The following is a 25088-nucleotide window of genomic DNA, read 5'->3' as shown; positions in this document are numbered from 1 at the left end:
TTTGTAGGCCGGATAAGGCGAAGCCGCCATCCGGCAATAGGTAATCTCCCAGGAGCAATTATGAAACAAGAGGTTATTCTGGTTCTCGACTGTGGCGCGACCAACGTACGGGCCATTGCCGTTGACCGACAGGGAAAGATTGTCGCCCGCGCAGCGACCCCGAACGCCAGTGACATCGCCGCAGAAAACAGTGCCTGGCACCAATGGTCGCTGGAGGCCATTCTGCAGCGCTTTGCCGACTGCTGTCAGCGGCTTTCCTCACAATTGGCCGCCTGCCAAATTCGCGGGATCGCCGTCACCACCTTCGGCGTGGATGGCGCGCTGGTGGATAAGAACGGCAAACAACTGTACCCGGTGATCAGCTGGAAATGCCCACGTACCGCAGCGGTAATGGAGAATATCCATCGCTACATGTCAATGCAGCAACTGCAGGAAATCTCCGGCGTTGGGGCGTTTAGCTTCAATACGCTGTACAAACTGGTGTGGCTGAAAGAGAACCACCCGCAATTACTGGAACAGGCGCACGCCTGGCTGTTTATCTCGTCGCTTATCAACCAACGTTTAACCGGCGAGTTCACAACTGACATCACCATGGCGGGAACCAGCCAGATGCTGGATATCCAGCAACGTGATTTCAGCCAGGACATTTTGCAGGCAACAGGCATACCGCGTCGCCTGTTTCCGCGCCTGGTTGAAGCAGGCGAACAAATTGGGGTACTGCAACGCGAGGCCGCCAGCCAGCTCGGACTTCCAGAGGGTATTCCAGTCATTTCTGCCGGACACGACACACAGTTTGCGCTATTTGGCGCAGGAGCCCAACAGGATGAACCGGTACTCTCTTCCGGCACATGGGAAATTCTAATGGTGCGCAGTGCTCAGGTAAATACCTCCCTGCTCAGCCATTATGCGGGCTCCACCTGTGAGCTGGATAGTCAGGCTGGGCTTAACAATCCAGGAATGCAGTGGCTGGCCTCCGGCGTGCTTGAATGGGTTCGAAAGCTGTTATGGACCGCGGACACGCCCTGGCAAACGTTGATTGATGAAGCTCGGGATATTCCCGCTGGTGCCGAAGGGGTGAAGATGCACTGCGACCTGCTGGCCTGTCAGAATGCGGGCTGGCAAGGGGTTACCCTCAATACTACCCGTGGGCACTTTTATCGCGCCGCGCTGGAAGGACTGACAGAACAGCTGCAGCGGAATCTGCAAACGCTGGAAAAAATCGGCCATTTCCAGGCCACTGAACTGCTATTAGTTGGCGGGGGCAGCCGCAACATCTTGTGGAACCAAATCAAAGCGAACGTACTCGGGATCCCAGTCAAAGTGCTGGATGATGCCGAAACCACCGTGGCAGGCGCCGCAATGTTTGCCTGGTCAGGCATCGGGGAATTTACCTCCCCGGAGCAGGCGCGCGAACAGGTGCGCTATCAGTACCGTTACTTCTATCCGCAAACCGAATCCGAACTCACAGGAGTCGAGTAACATGCTTAAAACGATATCTCCCTTAATTTCCCCCGACTTACTGAAAGTGCTGGCCGAAATGGGACACGGCGATGAGATTATCTTTTCCGATGCCCACTTCCCGGCCAACAGCATGGGGCCGCAGGTCATCCGCGCTGACGGTCTGCTGGTCAGCGATCTGCTGCGGGCGCTTATTCCGCTATTTGAACTGGACTGCTACGCCCCACCGCTGGTGATGATGGCTGCGGTTGAAGGTGACACTCTCGATCCTGACGTTGAGGCTCGCTATCGTCAGGCACTTTCATTACAGACCCCCTGCCCGGACATCACGCGTATTGACCGCTATGCCTTTTACGAACGAGCACAAAAGGCGTTTGCGATCGTTATCACAGGAGAGCGGGCAAAGTACGGGAATATTCTTTTAAAAAAAGGGGTAACGCCGTAATCTCTGGTCAGAATGCCCGTCAGGTACGGGCATTCATCATTAGATGAGGATCAGAACATGAAAGCGGCGCGCCAGCAGGCAATCGTAGATCTGCTTACTAACCACAAAAGCCTGACAACCGAAGCCCTGGCTTTGCAGCTTAACGTCAGCAAAGAGACCATCCGCCGCGATCTCAGCGAGTTACAGACCCAGGGAAAAGTGTTACGCAACCACGGTCGGGCCAAAGTTATTCACCGGGAAAATCAGGACAGCGGTGACCCATTTCATATTCGACTCAAAAGCCACTATGCACACAAAGCGGATATCGCCCGTGAAGCGTTGGCATGGATCGAAGAAGGTATGGTAATTGCCTTAGACGCCAGCTCTACCTGCTGGTATCTGGCGCGACAGTTACCGGACATCAACATTCACGTTTTTACCAACAGCCAGCCCATCTGCCAGGAATTGGCTAAACGTGAACACATTCAGCTTATCAGCTCCGGCGGTCGTCTTGAGCGCAAATACGGTTGCTACGTTAATCCCTCGCTTATCTCGCAGCTAAAACCACTCGAGATTGACCTGTTTATTTTTTCCTGCGAAGGGATCGACAGCGACGGTGCGCTCTGGGACTCAAATGCAACCAACGCAGACTTCAAATCCATTCTGCTTAAGCGTGCATCGCAGTCTTTATTACTGATCGATAAAAGTAAATTTAATCGTTCGGGAGAGGCCAGAATTGGGCATCTGGATGATGTGACGCATATTGTTTCAGATACACAGCTGATTGAAGCAATCCAGGCCGAATAGGGCGATTACGCCGCCATCCGACCTGGGTTGTAGCCTTATCGCTCGTCGCGACGACCGCCGACGGCAGCCCACAGACGACGTACGTGAACGGTTACTTCTTCACGGTCATGATACAACTGACGCGCCTGAATCTGGGCATTTACACCATGTTCATCAAGCTGGGCCTGAATGTAAGCCAGGTTCTGTGACACCTCTTCGTAGCGTTTTTTCATCGGCAGTTTGAGGTTGAAGATCGTCTCACGACACCAGCCGTTGACCAGCCATTGTGCCATCAGCGCGGCAACCTTCGCCGGCTTCTCCACCATGTCACAGACCATCCACGAAATGTTGTTGCGATTCGGACGGTACTTAAATCCGTCTTCACGCAGCCAGGTGACCTGTCCGGTATCCATCAGGCTTTGCGCCATCGGGCCGTTATCCACGGAGTAAACCCACATGTTGCGTTTAACCAGCTGATAGGTCCATCCGCCCGGGCAGGCGCCTAAATCCACCGCATACATCCCGTTCGCCAGACGCTCATCCCATTCATCGGCAGGGATAAACACGTGCAGCGCTTCTTCCAGCTTGAGCGTTGAACGGCTCGGCGCATCGGCTGGAAACTTCAGACGCGGAATCCCCATGTAAAACGGTGAGTTATTGTCAGGCCAGGAATAGCCGGTATAACAACAGCCAGGGGCGATAAAGAAGACGTGAACCACCGGACGCTTTGGCGTTTCATATTTTGCCAGTACGCCCGCCTCGCGCAGCGCTGCACGCAACGGTACGGTAAATTTACGGCAAAATTTAACCAGCTCTTTGCTTTCATTGGTGTCGGCAACTTCTACTCGCAGATCGCCACCCTTTTCCACCACGCCCTGCAACATGCCAACGATCGGCGTAATGCGATCTTCCGGCGGTAAGTATTGCAGCAACTCGCCCACCACAAACATTTGACGAGCAAAAATCAGCGAACTAAACGGCAGCTCTTTCACTAACTTTTCAGCATCGTCCTGCTGATAGCATTCGAAGATGACGTAACCCGCATTGTCTTTCACGCGGGCAAAACCGAAGATTTCCCGGCGTCCTGCTTTATCCGTAATTTCTGCGGCGCACTCTTTTTCAAAACCTGGGCGACACAACAATACAACCTTATTCATGGCTAACGCCCTTACGTTTCAATCGAATAGCGCCCACTAACATCAGCGCCCAGCCTACGAGGAAGCTGAAACCGCCGACAGGGGTAACAAACGCCCACAGGCGTAAATGAGAGAGCGCGAGACAATACAGGCTGCCGCTAAACAGCACTGTACCTAATGCCAGAAACACGCTACTCCAGTAAAACCAAATACTAATGCGCCGTTGCATGGCGACGGCCAGGCCAAAGATAGCCAGCGTATGAAACGCCTGATACTCAAGGCCGGTCTGGATCCACCCCATTTCAACAACACCGAGGGTTTTACTCAGAACATGTGCCCCAAAGGCGCCCAACGCCACAAAGATAAAGCCACTTACGGCGGCAAAAATCAGCATAAAACGGCTGGTCATTTGAATACCCTACGTAAATTATTGTTCATAACGAAAGCGGAATTTTTCTTGTTCCGTGGCCGCTTTCGCCAGAATCCACTGACGGAAGGCGGCTATTTTACCCAGTTCTGCCTGACTGTCATGACAAACCAGATAAAATGCGTTTTTGCTGACCAGAACATCGTTAAACGGACAGACCAGACGTCCGGCTTCAATTTCGGACTGCGCCATGACGTTGTTAGCCAGCGCGATCCCCTGTCCATGGATAGCAGCCTGTAGCACCATGGCGCTATGGCTGAAGATAGGTCCTTGCTGTACGTTGATATGATTCAGGCCAAGCTGGCGCGTATAGGCTTGCCAGTCTCGTCGCGACGCATCATGCAATAAAGTGTGTTTTGCCAGGTCGTCCGGTGTCTTTAGCGGTTTATCACCGGTAAGCAACAGCGGAGAGCAGACCGGCAATAAATATTCTGCGTACAATTTTTCCACGCGCAGACCCGGCCAGTTGCCACGTCCGTAGAAAATCGCCACATCAACATCATCAGCCAGTTTGTCTTCCTGACGGTCCACCGCCTGGATCCTGACATCGATTCCCGGATAAGCTGAGTTAAAGCTAGAGAGTCTGGGCACCAGCCATTGGATCGCAAAACTGGGCAATAAACTCACGGTAAGCGCACCTTTTGCACTGCGTGCCTGAAGTTTACGCGTCGCGTCGGTTAATTGCGAAAAAATCTCTTTAATGTCGAGAAAGTAGCTTTGACCTTCTTCCGTTAACAGCAAAGATCGATTGCGTCGACGAAACAGTTTTAGCCCCAAAAAATCCTCAAGTGACTTGATTTGGTGACTTACTGCGGCCTGCGTCACAAAAAGCTCTTCTGCTGCGCGAGTAAAGCTTAAATGACGCGCTGCAGCATCAAAAACACGTAACGCATTTAAGGGTGGTAATCGTTTTGACATGACTTTTAGGCTTTGATGTTAAATGAATTTAACAATTAGCTAACAGGCTGTAACCTATTAGTTTTTTTTATCTGAGCCATTATAAATTGTCCGTTGAGGTTCTACCAGCAAATACCTATAGTGGCGGCACTTCCTGAAGCCGGAACGAAAAGTTTTATCGGAATGCGTGTTCTGGTGGGCTTTTGGCTTACGGTTGTGATGTTGTGTTGTTGTGTTTGCAATTGGTCTGCGATTCAGACCATGGTAGCAAAGCTACCCTTTTTCACTTCCTGTACATTTACCCTGTCTGTCCATAGTGATTAATGTAGCACCGCCAAATTGCGGTGCTTTTTTTTGTCCACGTTTCGTCGATGGCCGACCTGCTATTATTGCTCCAGTTCTACCATCTCTTTCACGTCAGTACGGTTAATCTGCTGTTTGTTGCCGTTAGCGTCTTTATACGAAATCATCCCCGTCTCATTATCGGTCTGTGGTTTACCATCAGCTACGATTGATCGGCCATCATTGGTGTGCATCACGTAATTCGAACCAGAACAGGCGCTCAGGGCAAAAGTCAGCATACAGGCAGAAATTATGGCGGCAGTCTTTTTCATCTTCTTCTCCTTAAAGCGATTTATGCTATTAAAAACATACTCCGTAACAGGCAAAATTGTTCGCCTAACGCTATTTAGCATAAGACACTGAACGGGCTTTGCCAGGATATCCAGAGTATTCCGATGGTTAGCACAACCCTTGTATCAATGCCCTTTTTGCGCCACGATCGGTTTACTGAACTGAGGAATACCATGAACGCTTTTAACCCCGCGCAGTTTCGCGCACAATTTCCCGCACTCAACGATGCTGGCGTTTATCTCGACAGCGCTGCTACGGCACTGAAGCCGCAGGCGGTCATTGAGGCAACCCATCAGTTTTATAGCCTGAGTGCCGGGAACGTCCATCGCAGCCAGTTTGCTGAAGCCCAGCGCCTGACCGCACGCTATGAAGCCGCGCGGGAAAAAGTCGCACACCTGATTAATGCGTCGGATGACAAAACCATCGTCTGGACCCGCGGCACAACGGAAGCGATCAACATGGTTGCCCAAAGCTATGCGCGTCCACGCCTTCAACCGGGTGATGAGATTATCGTCAGCGCAGCGGAACATCACGCCAACCTCGTTCCCTGGCTGATGGTCGCGGAGCAAACGGGGGCTAAGGTCGTCAAACTCCCACTCAACCCCCATTTATTGCCAGACGTTGAGCGCCTCACGCAGCTCATTACCCCGCGCAGCCGCATTCTGGCGCTCGGGCAAATGTCGAACGTCACCGGTGGCTGCCCGGATCTGGCCCGCGCCATTACGCTCGCCCATGCGGCTGGCATGGTGGTGATAGTTGATGGTGCCCAGGGGATTATGCATTACCCTGCCGATGTACAGCAGTTGGATATTGATTTCTATGCGTTTTCAGGCCACAAGCTATATGGCCCCACCGGTATTGGCGTGCTGTACGGTAAGCCGGAACTGCTGGAAGCCATGTCTCCCTGGCTTGGGGGCGGTAAGATGATTAGCGAAGTCAGTTTTGACGGTTTCACCACCCAGCCCGCACCATGGAAGCTGGAAGCCGGTACGCCTAACGTTGCTGGCGTTATCGGGCTAAGCGCGGCGCTCGAATGGCTGGCGGACGTCGACGTTGCACAGGCAGAAAACTGGAGCCGGGGTCTGGCGACGCTGGCAGAAGATGCCCTGGCGAAACGCCCTGGCTTTCGTTCCTTCCGCTGCCAGGACTCCAGTCTGTTAGCCTTTGATTTCGCGGGTGTTCATCACAGCGATATGGTCACTCTGCTGGCCGAATATGGCATTGCGCTGCGCGCGGGGCAACACTGTGCACAGCCGCTGCTGGCGGAACTTGGCGTATCCGGAACACTACGCGCCTCATTTGCCCCTTATAATACCCAAAGCGATGTGGATGCGTTGGTCGCAGCCGTCGACCGCGCGCTGGAAATATTGGTGGATTAATGACAAGCCCTCTGTTCGCCGGACACCCGTTTGGCACAACCGTAACCGAAGAGACGTTACGCAATACCTTTATCCCGCTTACTCAGTGGGAAGATAAATATCGCCAGCTGATTCTGCTGGGTAAGCAGTTGCCGGCGCTTCCGGATACGCTAAAGGCGCAGGCCAAAGAAATTTCGGGCTGCGAAAACCGCGTCTGGCTGGGGCATACTCTTCATGAGAATGGCACTCTGCATTTCTTCGGCGACAGCGAAGGTCGAATAGTACGCGGGCTGTTGGCGGTATTACTCACGGCGGTCGAAGGTAAAACCGCAGCCGAGTTACTGGCGCGTTCGCCGATGGCGTTATTTGACGAACTGGGTTTACGCGCGCAGCTCAGCGCCTCGCGTAGCCAGGGGCTGCATGCTCTAAACGAGGCGATTCTCGAGGCGGCCCAGAAAGTCGGATGACGACGCAGATACGTCTTATCCGGCCTACAACACTGCACGAACCGTAGGTCGGATAAGCATAGCGCCATCCGACACAATCAGGCCTGACGCGCGGCCTTCGCCATCATCTTCTTCAGCGCATGGGAGACAGCAACAAAGCCAAAGGTGGCTGTCACCATGGTAGCCGCGCCAAACCCGGACGCGCAATCCATACGCTTCGGCCCTTCCGCCGTCGCTTTCATCGCACATACCGAGCCATCCGCCTGCGGGTAAACCAGCGCTTCGGTCGAGAACACGCAGTCCACGCCCAGCTTGCCTTTGCTGTTTTTCACCACGCCAAAATCGCTTTTCAGCCGCTCACGCAGCTTGGCCGCCAGCGGATCCTGGATGGTTTTTGCCAAATCAACGACCTGAATCTGCGTAGGATCGATCTGTCCGCCCGCACCACCGGTGGTCACCAGCGGAATTTTGTTACGCCGACAGTACGCGATCAGTGCCGCTTTTGGGCGCACGCTATCAATCGCATCGATGACGTACGAAAATCCTGCATTCATATATTCAGCAACGTTATCTGGCGTAACAAAATCATCGACCACGTTCACCCGGCACTCCGGGTTAATTTGTCGGATACGCTCCGCCATCACTTCAGCTTTTGCCAGACCGACGTTATCACGCAGCGCATGGATCTGGCGGTTTGTATTGGTGACGCACACATCATCCATATCAATGAGTGTGATAGCGCCAATACCGGTTCGCGCCAGCGCTTCCGCCGCCCATGACCCTACTCCGCCAATCCCAACCACGCAAACGTGCGATTGGGCAAACAGCTGCAACGCATTTTCGCCATACAGACGTGCCGTACCACCAAAACGTTGGCGCCAGGCATCGCTAATAACCACAGACATAGAACCTCAAATTCATTAATACCGAGCAGTCTGACTACCTGATGTCGGCTACGCCTTATCAGGCCTACTCAATAATGTAGGCTTGATAAGCGAAGCACCATCCGGCAATTAACCGCTGAACACGTTACCAGCACCCGGCGCTGTTTTTAGTACCCATACGCGACCGTAGTGATTATACCACCCGGCACGGTGTCCGGCGTCAGCGCCAATACCCTGATAGATGTCGAAGTGTTGCCCTTTAATAGCCCCACCCACATCTAACGCCACCATCAGGCGCAGTTCGTACTGGCCGGTAAACTTGCCGTTATTGTCCAGTAACGGGACTTCCGCCAGTAACGTTGTGCCCGCAGGAATGATACTACGGTCAGAAGCTACGGACGCGCGGCCAATCAGCGGCACCGCGCTGGCCCCTTTCACCGGAGCAAAAGATTGCGGTTTAAAGAAGACAAACGATGGGTTCTGTTCCAGCAGCTCACGCACTTCGGCTTCGCTGTGCGTCTCACCCCAGTGGCGAATAGCCTGCATCGACATATCTTCTTTTTTCACTTCGCCACGGTCGATAAGCACTTTACCGATACTGCGATAGGCGTGGCCATTTTTCCCGGCATAGCTAAAGAAGTTGAGCGGGCTGCCATCGCCAAAATCGATGTAGCCACTGCCCTGAACATCCATAATGAAGTTATCCATCAGGGAGTTGCTGTATGCCAGAATATAATTGTCGCTTAGCGCGCCCGCGTAGATCTCGGCACGAGATGGTAAGCGCCCACGTTTTGGCGGCATGCGATAGATAGGATACTGAAACTCGCCCTGGCGCGTATGGCGCGCCTGGATAACCGGTGTGTAGTAACCGGTAAACTGGACGTTACCGTAGTTGTCCGCCCCTTCCATTTGCCAGGCATCAATACCAAACTGGCGCATACTGCGCGTATCACCGCCCGCACGTAACCATTGCTGGATAGCGTTGTAGACATTGCTCTGGTTACCGTACAAACGTGGCGAAGCGCTGCGAATCTGATTAACCTGCTCGGCGAAATCACCGGCATTGATTGGTGCGCCAACCGCATCAGGCTGGTTCACCAGTGAGAAAGGCTGGGTAAATTTCCCGTCTTTATACTGCTGCCCACGATCGGTGGGTTTTGAGGAACACGCGGCGAGCATCGCGACTACAGCTCCCGCCAGAAGATATTTTGCCCAACGTCCTTTCATTGTTCTCGTCTTATGTTGCCTGAATGCGAGACGAAGATAACAAACCCCCGAACCTAATGAAATGCGTATACATACCCGAACGCAAATTTTGAGCAAAAAATAATCCAGAATGCGTTGTTTTTGTTCATTTTCACCCTAAAAACGTGATCAAGGTGAAAAAAGGGTTGCATGAAAATGCGAGCAGAGTATAGTGCGCATCCACGGACGCGGGGTGGAGCAGCCTGGTAGCTCGTCGGGCTCATAACCCGAAGGTCGTCAGTTCAAATCTGGCCCCCGCAACCAATTAAAATTTGATGTAAGATTTTTGCAAAGTAGTTCGAATCACAGCAAGGCGGCGACGCAGTGAATCCTTAGGAGCTTACTCCAGTAAGTGACTGAGGTGAACGAGGAAAGCCAACGCTGATGTGGTTTGAAATACGAAGCAAAAAGACGGACGCGGGGTGGAGCAGCCTGGTAGCTCGTCGGGCTCATAACCCGAAGGTCGTCGGTTCAAATCCGGCCCCCGCAACCAATCAAATTTGATAAAATATAAGCAGTACGGTGACGCGGGGTGGAGCAGCCTGGTAGCTCGTCGGGCTCATAACCCGAAGGTCGTCGGTTCAAATCCGGCCCCCGCAACCAACACATTAAACACCTTAACGGGTGTTTTTTTGTTTCTGTCGCCCATAAAAAAAGCGCTTTTCAGCGCTTTTTTGTTATCCCCTTCTCGCCAGCGTCGCCCCATCGGCAAAGTAGGCTTTAATCCCTGCCAGAATCGACTCTGCAACTTCCTGCTGGAAGGTCGCCGTTTTGAGTTTACGCTCTTCCTCAACGTTACTGATAAATGCCGTTTCGACCAGAATAGACGGGATATCTGGCGCTTTTAGTACCGCAAACCCGGCCTGTTCAACCTGATTCTTGTGCAGATTGTTGATTTTGCCAAGCTTGTTCAATACCGCTTTACCAAACTTCAGGCTGTCGGCGATGGTCAGCGACTGCACCATATCGAACATGGTGTGGTCGACGTAGCGGTCACCGCTCTTACTGACGCCACCAATGAGATCCGAGGCGTTCTGGGTCTGCGCCAGATATTTCGCGGCGGTACTTGTCGCGCCTTTGGTCGAGAGCGCAAACACCGACGAACCGCTGGGTTGTCGACTGGTAAAGGCATCGGCGTGAATAGAGACAAACAGGTCAGCACGCTGCTTCTGCGCTTTCGCCACGCGGACTTTAAGCGGAATGAAGATATCTTCATTTCGTGTCATAAAGACCTTCATGTTGCCCTCTTTCTCTATGAGGGCTCGCAGGCGGCGGGCAATCTGCAGCACCACATCCTTTTCACGCGTCTTGTATTTCCCCACCGCACCGGAGTCTTCTCCGCCGTGGCCCGGATCCAGCATAATGACAATGGGACGATCGCGCCCCGCTTTACCCGGCTGTGGGCCACTTTGTGCAGGTGGCACCTGTTTATCCAGATCGCCCTTGTTGTAATCTTCCAGCAATGCCAGCAGCGGGTCCTGAACGTCCTGGGCATTCGCGGGATAGAGATCCATCACCAGACGTTCTTTAAAGCCTGCCACCGGAGCCAGCGCGAAAAGTTGCGGCTTCACATTCTGTTTCAGCTCGAACACCATCCGCACGGTCTTTGGATCAAACTGGCCAACGCGCGCAGACTTAATATACGGATCGTCAGGACGAATCTGCGTCCCAATGCCCTTGAGCACCGAGTTCAAATTAACGTCTTCAATATCCACAACCACACGCTCAGGATTACTCAGGGCAAACTGTTTGTATTTCAGCAGACGGTTAGATTCTACCGTGACGCGAGTGTAGCTGGACGCAGGCCAGATACGGACGGCAACGACCTGACTCACGGCCGCCAGACCCACCTGGCTGACGCTCAAAAGCCACATAGCACCCGCACCTTTCAATAAACGGCGGCGACTGATTGCTGAATTGGATCCCGACATGCTTCTCCCGAGCAAAGAAATCTTTTTTAGAGGTAATACGTAAAACGTCCGAATTGACCGGAAACTTTAGCGAATGACGCATAATCTGTCATCTATAAAAGGGTAAACATTCTTTTTATATTCACGGCATTACTGAGAAAAATCTTCGGCATGGGTAAAAATTACGCTTGCGCACAGCGCAAAAACAGAATAAAAATACACAAATTACGAATAATCATGCAACGAGGATGTGCCGTGGTGAAGGAGCGTAGAACCGAACTGGTACAGGGATTCCGCCATTCTGTTCCCTATATCAATACCCATCGGGGAAAAACGTTTGTCATTATGCTGGGCGGCGAAGCCATCGAGCATGAAAATTTTTCCAGTATCGTCAATGACATTGGTCTTCTTCATAGCCTCGGCATCCGCCTGGTCGTGGTCTATGGCGCACGACCGCAGATTGATGCCAATCTTGCGGCGCATCATCATGAGCCGGTGTACCACAAAAATACGCGCGTTACCGACGCTAAAACGCTGGAGCTGGTCAAACAGGCTGCGGGTTTACTTCAGCTTGATATTACCGCCCGCCTGTCGATGAGCCTGAATAATACGCCATTGCAGGGTGCTCACATCAATGTGGTCAGCGGTAATTTTATTATCTCTCAGCCGCTGGGCGTTGATGACGGCGTAGATTACTGCCATAGCGGGCGTATTCGTCGTATTGATGAAGATGCCATTCACCGCCAGTTAGACAGCGGCGCAATTGTGCTGATGGGCCCGGTTGCCGTTTCCGTCACCGGTGAGAGCTTTAACCTGACGTCAGAAGAGGTCGCCACGCAGTTGGCTATCAAACTGAAGGCCGAGAAAATGATCGGCTTTTGCTCCTCTCAGGGTGTCACCAACGATGACGGCGATATTATTTCCGAGCTGTTTCCTAACGAAGCTCAGGCTCGCGTTGAGTTGCAGGAAGAGAAAGGCGATTACAGCTCCGGCACGGTGCGCTTCCTGCGTGGGGCAGTGAAGGCCTGTCGCAGTGGCGTACGACGCTGCCATCTGATCAGCTATCAGGAAGATGGTGCATTGCTGCAGGAACTGTTCTCCCGCGACGGGATCGGTACGCAGATCGTGATGGAAAGCGCCGAGCAGATCCGTCGCGCTACCATTAACGATATCGGCGGGATTCTGGAGCTTATCCGCCCGCTGGAGCAGCAAGGTATTCTGGTTCGCCGCTCGCGCGAGCAGTTGGAAATGGAGATCGACAAATTCACGATTATTCAGCGTGATAACCTGACCATCGCCTGTGCCGCTCTGTACCCTTTCCCGGAAGAGAGAATTGGCGAAATGGCGTGCGTGGCAGTGCATCCGGACTACCGTAGCTCGTCACGCGGGGAAGTGTTGCTGGAACGAATCGCCGCGCAGGCCCGGCAAATGGGGTTGAGCAAGCTGTTTGTGTTAACCACACGCAGCATCCACTGGTTCCAGGAGCGCGGCTTCACGCCGGTGGATATCGACCTGCTGCCGGAAAGCAAGAAAGAGATGTACAACTATCAGCGGCGGTCAAAAGTGCTGATGGCGGATTTGGCATAGGAGTGGTTGCCGGATGCGGCATAACAGCCTTATCCGGCCTACATCGCTGGCACATTTTTTTAGGCCGGATGGCGCTGACGCTTATCCGGCCTACATCTACATCATGCCGTCATTAAATAATGCTGACAGTCCGCTGCGACGTTCAGTGCGGGTGGCAATGGCGCGGCTCAATATCCGCTCATCGGCATACAGCGACAAGCGGCGACGCGCGCGGGTAACGGCGGTATAGACCAGCTCGCGGGTAACCACGGGTGAATGCTGGCTGGGTAAAATCAACGCCGCGTGGTCAAACTCAGATCCCTGCGATTTGTGCACCGTCATCGCCCAGGTGGTTTCATGTTCAGGCAAGCGGCTGGGCTGCACCGATTTGATAGAACCATCCGGCAACGCAAACCACACCCTCAGGCCCTGTCCACGGTCGAGGGCAATGCCGATATCACCGTTAAATAATCCCAGCGAACTGTCATTGCGCGCGATCATCACCGGCCTTCCCTCATACCAGCGGCTATGCGTCGAACGATGAATTTTACGTTTTTGCGCCATAACCTGCTCAATGCGTTCATTCAAACCACTAACGCCAAACGGACCTTCCCGCAGGGCGCATAGCAGTTGATACTCATTGAAGGCCTGAATGACAGCTCCTGGCTCTGCGCCCTCGCGCAGCAAATCCAGGTAATGCCCATAACCCGCCAGCGCCTCATCCAGCATCGCGGCGTAATCCTCGCTGCTGTGTAGCGTGCGTTTTTCGATGTCGCTAAATCCCTGCTGGAAAATCGTTTTTATCGCAGATTTATCGCCGCAATTAATCGCAGCAGCCAACTGACCGATTCCGGAATCGCTGCCGAAACGGTAGCTCTTTTGCAGCAGGCACAGACTGTCGCGCAGAGCAGCAGCCTGAGTTCCCGTACCTGCCGGAATAGCGCTTCCGGTCAGGCGACTGAGCTGGCGGGCGCGTTCCGGGGTAAACCCGTCACCGACGAAAGCACAGATATCCCCCAGCACCGCCCCCGCTTCGACGGAAGCGAGCTGGTCGCGATCGCCCAGAAAAATCACCCGTCCGTGCGGCGGCAGCGCATCGATAAGGCGCGACATCATAGGCAAATCGATCATCGAGGCTTCATCCACCACCAGCACATCCAAATGCAGCGGGTTTCCCGCATGATGACGCAGGCGCTGACTGCCAGGCTGAGCGCCTAATAATCGATGCAGCGTACTGGCGTCATCGGGGATGCGTTTCTTTTGCTCATCGGTTAGCGGTAGTTCTCGTAGCGCCGCTCCTAGTGAGGAGGTCAGGCGCGCAGCCGCTTTTCCCGTTGGCGCCGCCAGTCGAATACGACAGCGCTCACCGTCTGCCATTTGAATCAACGCCGCCAGCAGCCTTGCAACCGTTGTCGTTTTTCCCGTCCCCGGTCCGCCGGAGATCACTGATATCCGGCGGGTGAGCGCAACAGCAGCGGCTACTTTTTGCCAGTTAACCCCCTCCGATGGCGGAAACAGCGCCGCCAGCGTGTGGGTCAACCGTTGTTCATCCACTTCAATGGCGTGGTTCACTTCACTGAAAAAGCGAGCTACCGTACGTTCGTTATGCCACATTCGGTTCAGATACAGGCGATCGCCGTACAGCACCAGCGGCGTAGGTTGCTCGCCACGGCTTACCGCACTGGAAGCCAGCAGACATTCCGCCCAGTCTTCAGGCTCGCCCGTTTCAGCGAGCCAGGCGCTTAACAGAGGATGCGCGTCCTCGCTCAGAGATAACCGTGATAGCGGTAAGCAGACGTGCCCTTCTCCCGCTTCACGGCTGAGCAACGCCGCAGCCAGCGCAACAGCTGGGTTGTCACTTCCGGCAACCGCCAGCGCGAACTGAGCATCCAGAGGCCGGAGCTGTTTTTGCTCAACAGCCTCCAGAAATCGTTTCTGGATTGTCATAACATCGTCTCCTGCACCGCACCGGCAAACATCTCGTCCATCAATGCAATCAACTCTCCGTCAGGTCGGGTCGCGTAAATTCCCTGCTGCAGATTTTCACTGTCAACGCCGCGCAGGAAGAGATAGATAACGCCGCCAAAATGGCGTTCATAATCGTAATCAGCAATGCGATGGCGTAAGTAGCGATGCAGCGCGAGGGTATAAAGTTGGTATTGAAGGTCGTAGCGATGCGCCTGCATGGCAGAGGCCATCGCCTGCTGCGTATAGGCAGAGCTGTCTTCGCCCAGCCAGTTCGATTTGTAATCGAGCAGGTAATAACGCCCCTGGTGGCGGAATACCAGGTCAATAAAGCCTTTCAGCATGCCGCGAACCTGCATAAAGTCCAACGCAGGGCACCCCGCCGAGAGCGGATCGTATTGGCGAATTAACGCATCAAGCTGGTTGGCCATTAACGGCTGCGAAATCGGCAGATAAAACTCCATCTCCACCTGTTTTTCACGCGCGGATAGCTGGCTCAAACTCACGCCCGTCTCGTTGAGAGGCGCCTGCAAAATGGCGTCCAGCCATTCGGTCAAAACCGGCGTCCAGTGTGCGTCATAACCGCCCAACGCCAGTTGCTCCTCGACCCAATGCGGATCCACCGGTTGCGTAAAATCGAGATCTTCAAACAGGCTATGCAAGAACGTACCTGGCGAAGCGCCGCGCGGGAACTGATGCGGTGTAAGTCCTGATTCTTCAATAACCTCACCGACGCCTGCGGCATCGATATCCAGTCGTGGGATCAGATCCTGCGCGATACCCTGTCCACGCTGTTGCAGACCGGAATAACTGGTCACGCGCCAGCTATCACCGGGCTTACGCTGCAGTATTTTTGCACTCAGTTCGCTGCTAACAGCCTGCGCAACCTGCCAGGGTTCACCGTCAGGCTGCGCGGGAGTCTGGCAAGCAATATCGTTGCTGCAAAGCGCTTCAATCGCGCTACGCAGACCCACGGCATCCATCGGCTCACCTTTTTGCAACAGGCGACCAAGGGCGCTCTGATGCACATCGGTATCCCCTTTTTTATCGCCCCGACGTCGTACCAACGGCGCAACACCAAGGCTGCAGTGCCATACCGAACGGGTTAGCGCGACATACAGCAAACGCAGGTCTTCCGCCAGACGCTCTGCTTCGGCTAGCTCAACGCTCTCCTCGGCATCGCTGAGATCCAGCACCGCTTCAAAAGAGCTGCGATCGTGATAGAAAGCTTGATCCTGGACGCGGAAATTGGTGATAAACGGCAGCCAGACCAGCGGATATTCCAGCCCTTTCGATTTATGGATGGTGACGATTTTGACCAGATGCTTGTCGCTTTCCAGCCTGAGCTGCTGGCTGGACGCGTTGCTGTCGGGTTCAAGAATATGCTGGGACAACCAGCGCACCAGCGCATGCTCGCTTTCCAGCTGCGAGCCCGCTTCCTGCAACAGTTCGCTGATATGTAAAATGTCGGTCAGTCGACGTTCGCCTCCCGCCGTCGCCAGCAGGTTCTCTGCAATCTGGCGAGCCGTCATCAGCGCACGTAGCATCGGCATCACGCCGCGTTTATGCCAGATCTGACGATAGCCGTCGAATTCTTCGACCACCGCATCCCAGGCATTCTCGTCGGTATTTAACGCTTCAATATCCTGCGCATTCAGACCCATCATTGAGGTCGCCAGCGCGCTACGCAACGTGTTCTCACGTTCCGGCGTCATCACCGCCTGCAGCACCCATAGCAACTCCTGCGCTTCCAGCGTTTCAAATACGCTGTCACGGTTGGAGAGGTAGACAGAGGGAATGGCCAGTTGCGTCAATGCATCACGGACCAGCGCCGCTTCCTGGCGGCTACGCACCAGTACGCTGATGTCCGACGCGCGTACCGGGCTGGATGCTTTGCCACTGACCAGTTGCGCAGCGCCAGAATGCCCAGCCTTAAGCCAGTCGCGAATTTGTGTGGCGCACACCTGGGCCATGTAGCTCTGATAATCGCCTACGCCGCAACTTTCTCCTTCCATCAGCCACATACTCATAGCTGGCTGCGTTTCGCCGTGTAAAACAAACCGTAACGCCTGGTTTTTTTCTGCGGATTTTACCGGGCTGAAAGGGATTTCGCGGAACATAAAGGCGTCGTCCATCTGGCTGAAAAGCGTATTCACGCTATTGACCATGCCGGGGGCCGAACGCCAGTTGGTATCAAGCGTATAGTGTGCGCTGACTTCGCTGCGCGCCTTCATATAGGTGAAGATATCCGCGCCGCGAAACGCGTAAATTGCCTGTTTCGGATCACCAATTAGCAGCAGTGCGGTATCCGGCTGATGCTGCCAGATCCGACGAAAAATACGGTACTGCTGCGGATCGGTATCCTGGAATTCATCGATCATGGCGACCGGAAAACGAGTACGAATAGCCGTCGCCAGCGCATCTCCGCTTTCACTACGCAACGCCGCATCCAGACGGCTGAGCATATCGTCAAAACCCAGCTCGCCGCGGCGACGTTTTTCCTCGGCAACTGCCGAGCGGATCTCCGCCAGCGCACGAGTGATCACCAGATCGCGGAGAGTTAACGGTTCGCTAAGCAGTTCATCAATAGCGACAAACAGCGGGTGCTGAGGGGTTATCCCACCCGCTTTGGTGCGCTCTTCCAGAAAACGCTGTGAGAATTTCTCCAGCGCGTCAGGAAGCTGGTAACTTTGTGTTTCTTCCTGCGCCCACGCGCTGATCTTTTCGATCCACTTGCCCTGATTACCGCGATTAAATTTACGCCGGTCAATTCCGGAGGCTTCCATCAGGCCATCCAGCTCATCAACAGAATCACGCCATTGCTGCTTGATCTGGTTAATGCGTACGAGAATTTGTTCATGCCGGGAGGCCAGCGTTTCGTCATCAGACGGTGGCGCCTTGATAACCGGCGCTTCCCCCTGCAGATAGCGATCGATATCTCTCAGCAGCGCTTGCGGGCCTTTCCACGTTTCAAAAACCACCTGCGCAATGTCGCGGGGCAGCGGGTAGCAGTGCCGACGCCAGAAGTCCGCGCAAGCCTGATAGCGCAGCAGCGATTCATCTTCTATCAGCTGCTGTTCGAACAGCATGCCTGACTCAAAGGCGTTGAGACTGAGCATACGCTGACAAAAGCCGTGGATGGTAAACACCGCCGCTTCATCCATCTGTCTTTCAGCCAATAGCAGCCACTGCGCGGCCTGTTTTTTATCGGCAATTTCATCTAACAAACGGGCATATAGCGGGTTGTCGGTGGTTTCACGCAGGCAGGCAATTCGCAGTTCATGAATATTGCTACGAATTCGACCGCGCAACTCTTCGGTAGCCGCCTCGGTGAAGGTGACCACCAGCAGTTCTTCGACGGTCAGAGGACGAGGAAAGGCGGCAGAGCCGCCCAGTCCAAGCAGTAAACGTAAATACAGGGCGGCGATGGTAAAGGTTTTACCGGTGCCCGCAGAGGCTTCAATCAGACGCTCGCCCGTCAGGGGCAAGCGCAGTGGATCAAGGGACTCAGCGGCATCATTCATTCTTATCACTCATCAGGGGTAAGGTTTGCTGCAACGCGCTGACGGTCTGCCACACTTTCCAGCCTTCCGGGTGCACATATTCTGCTTTCCCATTCTGACTGCCGGAAACCTGTGACAATATCGCCATGCCTTGCGGCTCAACCACCGCCTGATGGAAGAAGTCGGCAAGTTTTTGCGGCGTCAGCAGTTTAATCTGAGCCACTATTTTATCACGTGAATCGAAGCGCATATTGCCGCGATCAAAATCTTTGCTTAACTGTGAGGCTTCTGCCCCCAGCGTTTGCGGCGCCTGCAGCATTTGCGCAATAATCGCCTGCTGAATTTGCGCAAACTCTTCAGGTTTCATCGCCCGCAGCTTCGCTTCCGCCGTCGGGAAGAATGCTTTATAACGCTCCCAGAGGTAAGACGGCTGCTTATCACTGCTTTGCAGCAGGAACCCCATTCCCCACTGACGGCCAACGCTCATCGGGAAAGCAAATACGGCGTAGCCTAACTGTTCTTCAGTACGCAGCTGATTGTAGAACCACGGCTGAACAATCTGACCTAACATAGCGCTGTAGGCTGAACTGGCGTATTCGTCGTATCCGGTTGGCACAAATACCGCGGCCAGCGCTGAATCCGTGCTGCTGCCTGCTTTTTCAAAGATGACGGACTGCTTCTTGTCCACAACCACATCTTTGTTGCGACACCACTGTGACCCGTTCGCACCTAGCTGTTTTTGGATATCCCGCGCCATGCTCGTCGTCTGAGCTTCGCTCATATTGCCAATGACCAGGAATTCAGGTCGCGCACCGGTTTTTAAGGCGTCGCGGTAGGTCATCACCTCTTTCAGGGTGATGGAAGGCAGCAGTTTACGGCGCTCGTCGCGGGAGAAGTACGGCACCTGAGAAAGCATCTGCACCGGCATAATAGCCTGATCGTAAGCTTTACCCTTTTCTGCGGAATCCATCATCTGGGCATACCAGGATTTCGCCTGTTCCAGCTGTTCGTCCGTTGAGGTGTAGCTGAAATAGCCGCTCAGCAGCGCCTGAAAAAGCTGCGGCAAACGTTGGGTGTAGCCGTTGGCGTTAAGCATCAACCCATTGTTAGCGTTGGTAGAGAAACCAATTCCACCTACCGATGCCTGGTTACTTAACTGATCGAGCGCAATCCCTGCCAGGTAATCGTTAAGTGCGAATAAGACCTGGTTGCGGGCGCTGTCCATGGCTTTCGGGTTACGCAGGATCACGCTGACGTCAGCCTTTGGCTCGCTGGCAAAATACTGGCTCGGGGCATACACCACACGTAAATCCGGCTCATCAACGATCAGCTCAGGATGAGCGTATTTTTTATCCGTCTTAATCAGCGTGAAATCATCCGGAATGTAGGGGTTCAACTCCGGTAACGACAGCGCAATGCCCTGCGCTTTTTGCTGCCAGTCGTCAAAGGTTTTGTCGCTGATTTTATCCACCTGGTAAGGCGCATCGACAAAATAAGCGGTTTTATTATGCGGCTCTTTCGCGCTGATATACCAGATACGCGCATTCTGCGGCGTCATCATTGCCAGACGTTGCTCAACGGCTTTCGCATCGTACTGGTCAGCAATATTCACCGCATCCAGCGTATGCTCGACGGGAACGCGGATCATGGTATCAGCCAGCCATTCCACGTAGTCCATATCACGGGTGATGGAGGGATAACGGAAATCGAGATCCAGCACGTGCGCCAGCTCGTCAAAATAGCGTTTATCGACACCTTTCTCGCGTAACAAATTGAGGTAGCTAAAGATTGCCGCGACAACTTCATCGCGGTTCGCCAGCCCCTTGTCGGTTAACGTCGCGGAAATGGCTAATACGCCGCTGTTCCCGTTGACCACCGGATCGGAGTCCGCGCGAATACCCTCAACCAGGCCCTGCTTTTGCAGCCAGTCAGACAACGTGCCCGGGCTACGATTGCCAATCAGGTAGGTCACCAGTTCATCGGTTTTACTGCGGAACTGCGCGCTGTTGTTATCGATACGAAACTCGACGCGCAATACTTTACGCGGCATTGCCGGAACATAGTGGATGATGATGCCCTTTTGCGCATCAGTGACGACCGGTACGGTAATTTCAGGCTTTGCGATATTTGTGTTCGGTACGCGCCCAAAGGTGTCAGCCGCTATCCGCGCCAGCTCTGGCAGCGGTTTATTGCTATAAATCACCGCCTTCATCAGGTTAGCAGAGTAGTACTTTTCATGAAATTTTTGTAATGCCTGCAGCACCGGGTTGCCCGGTTTATCGCTTAATGTCTCGAGATTCCCGCCAGAGAAACGCGAGCCAGGGTGCGCCGGGTTGATCGTCTCAGCGCTCACCTGCGCCATACGCATCCCGTCTCGGGTACGCGCCAGCGTCAGCTCGGAGTTAACCGCGTTACGCTCGCGGTCGGCATATTTTTTATCCAGCAATGGATCGGCAATAGCATCCGCCAGGCGATCCACCGCCCCCACCAGCGCGTCGTTTTCGACTTCAAGATAGAAGGCCGTACGATAAGGCGCAGTACTGGCATTGTGGCTACCGCCGTGCATTTTCAGGAATTCAGCCAGGCTGTCCGGCTGTGGGTATTTTTTCGAGCCCATCAGACACATGTGTTCGAGATAGTGCGCCAGCCCCTGATGATCGTCCGGATCTTCCAGCGAGCCCACGGGGACTACCAGTGCAGAAAGGGATTTCACGGCCTGAGGATCGGATACCAGCAGCACAACCATGCCGTTATCAAGGCGCACGGCCTGATACTGACGGGTGTCTTTATCGCTTTTACGGATGGTTTCAGCTAAAGGCTGCCAACCGGTATCTGCCTGACTTACGGGAACCCAAAGGGCGACGAACAACAGTAATGCGCTGAACCAGGTGCTGCGGGGCATTCACAAACCTCATCATTAACGAATTCACCTGTTCACTACAAACCACGTATAAATACATGACCTGAACAGGGCAAGACTATGTGCTGAACGAGCCAGCATCTTCTCTTTGTAAGAATCAGTCCGTGACAGAATGCGCATCATAGTGGAAGCCATCGAATTGCGCAATTTTTATACAATCATCATGACTGATTAAAGCGAAAAATCGGTAACAGGTAGCGCTGAGACTGTAAAACAATAGCCTCCTGAGTATCAGCATCCAGTTGACGCCAAAGACGCTGATACCAGATATCATCACCTTCGCCACGTACCATCATGTTGCCTTCATAGGCTTGCAGAAACTTACTGCGCGCTTTTTGCAACGTTGCATCGTCATCTAACATGGCATCATTTGCGGCGTCATAACAGGTTTTTATCCATGCACCACCGCTTTCGGGTAATACCAGCAACGGTGACGACATGCCTTCCCGATACCCCTCAATGAGTTGCGACAGGTACAGCAACGCCTGTTCTGCATCCAGCGGCGGAAAACGCCATTCTCCGTCTTTACGCAGGAACAATCGGCTCTCTCCCCTACCGCCACTGGCACAATAGACAAGATGTTCCAGCCAAAGTTGCACACCCTGCGCAATGCTTATCAAAGATGGGCGCCAGCGCAACAAACCATCCTCTTGCACCTGCGGCAGCCAGCCGGTGATTTGCACGCCGTGACAGTTAAGATCGATTTCCATGCTCTGACAGGGCTGACGACAGGCGATAATGCGTTCAGCCAGCGACTGCATTTCCTGACGCTGCGTATCCCACAGAATTTCGCCAAACGGCCCATAGGGTAGCGCGCCCGCCGCACGAAAACGGCGGAACAGTCGTTCAGCATCGTTCTCTTCAACCAGCGTATTAAGCAATTGCTGATTAAGCTGGTAGCGGGTCAACCCTTCAAGAGTGAAAGGTTCCGTATCCGGGATCTCACTCTCTTCAGAGCGGAAGTTGACCCTTAAACGCATCTGGAAAAAGGCGCGTACCGGATGTGCCCAAAACCGCTGCAGCGTTTCCAGCGTTAGCGTTTCTGGCATTTCAAAGGGAAGAGGCTGCACAAAATCCGTGTGCGCTTTTCCTGACAGACTCGCCGCAGGCAGCCATTCCCGGGCATAGCTTTGCTGTTCGCCCGGCAAATAGTTTTGTGCATCAAAGGGCATACGGGTATGCAAACGGGTTATGTGCGCTTTTACCCTTGCCTCGCTTTGATCGCAGGTCAACAATTCGTCACCCGGCAGATAATGGCTTTGCCCAATGTAGTCCATCAGTTCTTGCACCAGAACCGACGGGAAGCGCTCGCTGTTGTCCTGAATGGAGCGGCCAATGTAGCTGATGTAGAGCGTCTGCTGTGCCGAAATCAATGCTTCGAGGAACAGATAGCGGTCATCATCGCGACGGCTGCGATCGCCCCGCATCGGTTTTTGGCTCATTAAATCAAAACCCAACGGCGCAAGCTGACGCGGATAAACCCCATCGTTCATACCCAGCAGGCACACCACTTTGAACGGAATGGAGCGCATCGGCATCAGCGTACAAATGTTAACAGGACCCGCCAGGAAGCGCTGGCTGATGCGTTCCTGATCAAGGCGCTGTGCCAGCTCATCACGTAACAGAGAGAGCGGTATTGCATCGCCGTACTCAGCCCCTAAACCTTCAGTGATAATAGCCTGCCACTGCTGTTCAATCAGCGTCATCGCCGCTTCGGTGTCCGCATCCGGCAAGAAGAAATCATTAAGCATTTCCCGACAAACGGGTAGCCACTCTTCCAGCGGACGTTCCTGCGCTAACCCTCTACGCCAAAGATTAAGCTGCATCAGCAACGAGGCCAGATGCCCTACCAGCTCGGCAATCAAACCGCTGGACTCATCGTAAGGCAACACCGATTGCCACTCGCCCTGCGCGCTTTCCATCGCGTAGCCGAGCAGCATACGCGTTAAACCAAATTGCCAGGTATGCTGACCTGTCGGCGGAAGTTCCAGTTCACGCACGTTATCGTCGTCAATTCCCCAACGAATCCCGGATTCATTGACCCATAAGCGAAGATAGCGCAGCCCTTCTTCATCAATGTTGAAACGCGCCGCCAGCACGGGGACATCCAGTAACGCCAGGACATCCTCGGAGACAAAACGGCTATCCGGTAGAGACAGCAGACTAATAAAAGCCTGTAAGACGGGATGAGACTGGCGCGCACGACGGTCGGAAATCGCATAAGGTAAGTAACGCTCGGCTGGCGCACTGCCAAAGACCGACTGAATGAATGGGCTGTAGCTGTCGATGTCCGCCACCATCACGATAATATCGCGCGGCGTCAGCGTTGGGTCCGCTTCCAGCATGGCCAACAGGCGGTCATGAAGAATTTCCACCTCGCGCTGCGGGCTATGGCAGACATGGAAAGTCACGCTGGTATCGTTCAGCTCAAGCCGGCGTTTATTGTCGCTCCGGGAATATTCTTCCAGCGTAACGCCCGCCACAGCATGACTTTCAAGCTCCAGAATATCCGATTGAATATTGTGCAAAAGATTGTCAGGCGTAATATCGACGAACGCATCCAGCTCCTGACTATTCTCTAGCTCTGAAAGCAGGTAAATGTAATCGCGCCCCAGTTTGCCCCATGAGGCCAGCATCGGGTTGCCCACATCCTGTTCGCCATCGCTGTTAAATAATCCTTCGGCTTTCTGGTTATCACGAAACAGAGGCAGATGGCGTTCTTCAAAACTGTGCCGACGCTGACGTGCCATCAGCTTCGCCAGCCAGGCAGGATCTTTAATATCCCCCCAGTAGTAGCGACAAGGGTTGGTAAACAGCAGATGAATATCAATGTGCTTACCCAGTGCCTGCAATGCCTGCAAATAAACCGGCGGCAGCGCCGAAATACCGCAAATAAAGACGCGAGAAGGCAGTCCCTGCGGGCACTCGGACGCGTTTTTCAACGTCTGAATAAATCGTTGGTATAAATTGGCACGATGCCAGCGCGGCTGGCCCAATTCCGCGGTGTATTCCACCAGCGCTTTCCACAACGGTGCCTGCCAGGCCTGAGACTCGCCAAGTCCCTCAACCTGTCGCCCCGCTTCCCACTGGGTCAACCAGTCAGGGCGGTAGACTAAATACTGGTCGAAAAGGTCAGCCGCGCGCGAGGAAAGCTGAAAAAGCTTACGTTTATCAGTGTCGTCCGTCAGATAGTGGCGTAGCAATGCGAAGTCATCGCTATCCAGCAATTGTGGCAACAGCGTCATCAACTTCCAGCTCATGCTCTGTTTGCTGAACGCACTCTCTTTCGGGATATCCGGCAGCACGCGCACAAACATATCCCAGATAAAACTCGCGGGCAGCGGAAAATCGATATTGGCGGCAATACTAAACTTCTGTGCAAGAGTCATTTGTAGCCACTGCGCCATACCGGTGCTTTGAACCAGGATCATCTCAGGTTCAAAGGGGTCGTCCAGCCGCTCGCGCTCAACGATAAATTCCATTAACGCTTCCAGCACATCCAGACGGTTGGAGTGGTAGACCCTTAACAT

The 25088-nt window shown here is 53.8% G+C and carries 17 protein-coding genes and 3 tRNA genes; 9 read left to right on the top strand and 11 right to left on the bottom strand.

The annotated features are described in order from the left end of the window. Nucleotides 1–60: 60 nt before the first annotated feature. Genes fucK through fucR form a run of 3 tightly spaced genes read left to right on the top strand, consistent with a single transcriptional unit; the run spans nucleotide 61 to nucleotide 2689 of the window. Nucleotides 61–1479, top strand: coding sequence for an L-fuculokinase (gene fucK / locus IB222_RS04620; protein ID WP_148361519.1), 1419 nt, complete (start codon nucleotides 61–63; stop codon nucleotides 1477–1479). 1 nt (nucleotide 1480) lies between these two features. Continuing rightward, a complete protein-coding gene (gene fucU, locus IB222_RS04615) occupies nucleotides 1481–1903 on the top strand; it encodes an L-fucose mutarotase (protein ID WP_126317467.1) in 423 nt (140 codons plus the stop codon). A 57-nt stretch (nucleotides 1904–1960) separates the two neighbouring features. Next, entirely contained in the window at nucleotides 1961–2689 is a 729-nt protein-coding gene (gene fucR, locus IB222_RS04610; RefSeq protein WP_003825642.1) for an L-fucose operon activator, read from the top strand. Between the two features lie 35 nt (nucleotides 2690–2724). Here the strand turns inward: fucR and rlmM are convergent, their stop codons facing one another. From rlmM to IB222_RS04590, 4 genes are all read right to left on the bottom strand, one after another. Further along, complete coding sequence (gene rlmM, locus IB222_RS04605; RefSeq protein WP_003034040.1) at nucleotides 2725–3825, bottom strand: 23S rRNA (cytidine(2498)-2'-O)-methyltransferase RlmM; 1101 nt, start codon at nucleotides 3823–3825, stop codon at nucleotides 2725–2727. Further along, nucleotides 3818–4213: a DUF423 domain-containing protein gene (locus IB222_RS04600; protein ID WP_003034037.1), complete on the bottom strand. Its 396-nt coding sequence runs from the start codon at nucleotides 4211–4213 to the stop codon at nucleotides 3818–3820. Before IB222_RS04600 ends, rlmM begins: the two co-directional genes overlap by 8 nt. 18 nt (nucleotides 4214–4231) lie before the next feature. Then, nucleotides 4232–5149 carry a glycine cleavage system transcriptional regulator GcvA gene (gene gcvA / locus IB222_RS04595; RefSeq protein ID WP_003034035.1) on the bottom strand — a complete coding sequence of 306 codons (918 nt, stop codon included), beginning with the start codon at nucleotides 5147–5149 and terminating at the stop codon, nucleotides 4232–4234. 365 nt (nucleotides 5150–5514) lie between these two features. Then, entirely contained in the window at nucleotides 5515–5742 is a 228-nt protein-coding gene (locus IB222_RS04590) for a YgdI/YgdR family lipoprotein (protein ID WP_003825635.1), read from the bottom strand. Between the two features lie 192 nt (nucleotides 5743–5934). On the opposite strand from IB222_RS04590, the gene csdA reads away from it, so the two are divergent. Both csdA and csdE read left to right on the top strand, forming a co-directional pair. Further along, complete coding sequence (csdA, locus tag IB222_RS04585) at nucleotides 5935–7140, top strand: cysteine desulfurase CsdA (RefSeq protein WP_149384706.1); 1206 nt, start codon at nucleotides 5935–5937, stop codon at nucleotides 7138–7140. Further along, a complete protein-coding gene (csdE, locus tag IB222_RS04580; RefSeq protein WP_126956651.1) occupies nucleotides 7140–7586 on the top strand; it encodes a cysteine desulfurase sulfur acceptor subunit CsdE in 447 nt (148 codons plus the stop codon). The genes csdA and csdE overlap by 1 nt, the downstream gene beginning before the upstream one ends. Before the next feature lie 77 nt (nucleotides 7587–7663). Here csdE and tcdA read toward each other — a convergent pair whose 3' ends face one another. Then, a complete protein-coding gene (tcdA, locus tag IB222_RS04575; RefSeq protein ID WP_003825630.1) occupies nucleotides 7664–8470 on the bottom strand; it encodes a tRNA cyclic N6-threonylcarbamoyladenosine(37) synthase TcdA in 807 nt (268 codons plus the stop codon). A gap of 108 nt (nucleotides 8471–8578) precedes the next feature. After that, on the bottom strand, nucleotides 8579–9676 hold the full coding sequence (gene mltA, locus IB222_RS04570; RefSeq protein ID WP_115454812.1) for a murein transglycosylase A: 1098 nt from the start codon (nucleotides 9674–9676) through the stop codon (nucleotides 8579–8581). Between the two features lie 205 nt (nucleotides 9677–9881). On the opposite strand from mltA, the gene IB222_RS04565 reads away from it, so the two are divergent. The 3 genes from IB222_RS04565 (at nucleotide 9882) to IB222_RS04555 (ending at nucleotide 10297) form a co-directional block, all read left to right on the top strand. Further along, nucleotides 9882–9958, top strand: a tRNA-Met gene (locus IB222_RS04565). 152 nt (nucleotides 9959–10110) lie between these two features. Then, nucleotides 10111–10187: transfer RNA gene (locus IB222_RS04560), tRNA-Met, on the top strand. 33 nt (nucleotides 10188–10220) lie between these two features. Continuing rightward, nucleotides 10221–10297: transfer RNA gene (locus tag IB222_RS04555), tRNA-Met, on the top strand. A gap of 74 nt (nucleotides 10298–10371) precedes the next feature. On the opposite strand, the gene amiC is transcribed toward IB222_RS04555, so the two are convergent. Then, nucleotides 10372–11625, bottom strand: a complete 1254-nt coding sequence (gene amiC / locus IB222_RS04550; protein WP_003034016.1) for an N-acetylmuramoyl-L-alanine amidase AmiC — start codon at nucleotides 11623–11625, stop codon at nucleotides 10372–10374. Between the two features lie 234 nt (nucleotides 11626–11859). On the opposite strand from amiC, the gene argA reads away from it, so the two are divergent. After that, nucleotides 11860–13191 (top strand): amino-acid N-acetyltransferase, encoded by a 1332-nt coding sequence (gene argA / locus IB222_RS04545; protein ID WP_003034012.1) that lies wholly within the window; start codon nucleotides 11860–11862, stop codon nucleotides 13189–13191. Between the two features lie 96 nt (nucleotides 13192–13287). Here the strand turns inward: argA and recD are convergent, their stop codons facing one another. The 4 genes from recD to recC all read right to left on the bottom strand — a co-directional run bounded on the left by recD (nucleotide 13288) and on the right by recC (nucleotide 25088). Further along, the gene (recD, locus tag IB222_RS04540) at nucleotides 13288–15117 is read right to left on the bottom strand and encodes an exodeoxyribonuclease V subunit alpha (RefSeq protein ID WP_063940938.1); all 1830 of its coding nucleotides are present in this window, start codon (nucleotides 15115–15117) and stop codon (nucleotides 13288–13290) included. Further along, the gene (recB, locus tag IB222_RS04535) at nucleotides 15114–18659 is read right to left on the bottom strand and encodes an exodeoxyribonuclease V subunit beta (protein WP_149385073.1); all 3546 of its coding nucleotides are present in this window, start codon (nucleotides 18657–18659) and stop codon (nucleotides 15114–15116) included. The genes recD and recB overlap by 4 nt, the downstream gene beginning before the upstream one ends. Beyond that, complete coding sequence (gene ptrA / locus IB222_RS04530) at nucleotides 18652–21540, bottom strand: pitrilysin (protein WP_149385074.1); 2889 nt, start codon at nucleotides 21538–21540, stop codon at nucleotides 18652–18654. Before ptrA ends, recB begins: the two co-directional genes overlap by 8 nt. 179 nt (nucleotides 21541–21719) lie before the next feature. Continuing rightward, nucleotides 21720–25088: an exodeoxyribonuclease V subunit gamma gene (gene recC, locus IB222_RS04525; RefSeq protein ID WP_148361515.1), complete on the bottom strand. Its 3369-nt coding sequence runs from the start codon at nucleotides 25086–25088 to the stop codon at nucleotides 21720–21722.

This window comes from Citrobacter sp. C13 (assembly GCF_014596815.2).
Taxonomy (GTDB): domain Bacteria; phylum Pseudomonadota; class Gammaproteobacteria; order Enterobacterales; family Enterobacteriaceae; genus Citrobacter; species Citrobacter portucalensis.
Note: the sequence above shows the minus strand (reverse complement) of the source record. Positions and strands in the feature narration are given on the sequence as shown.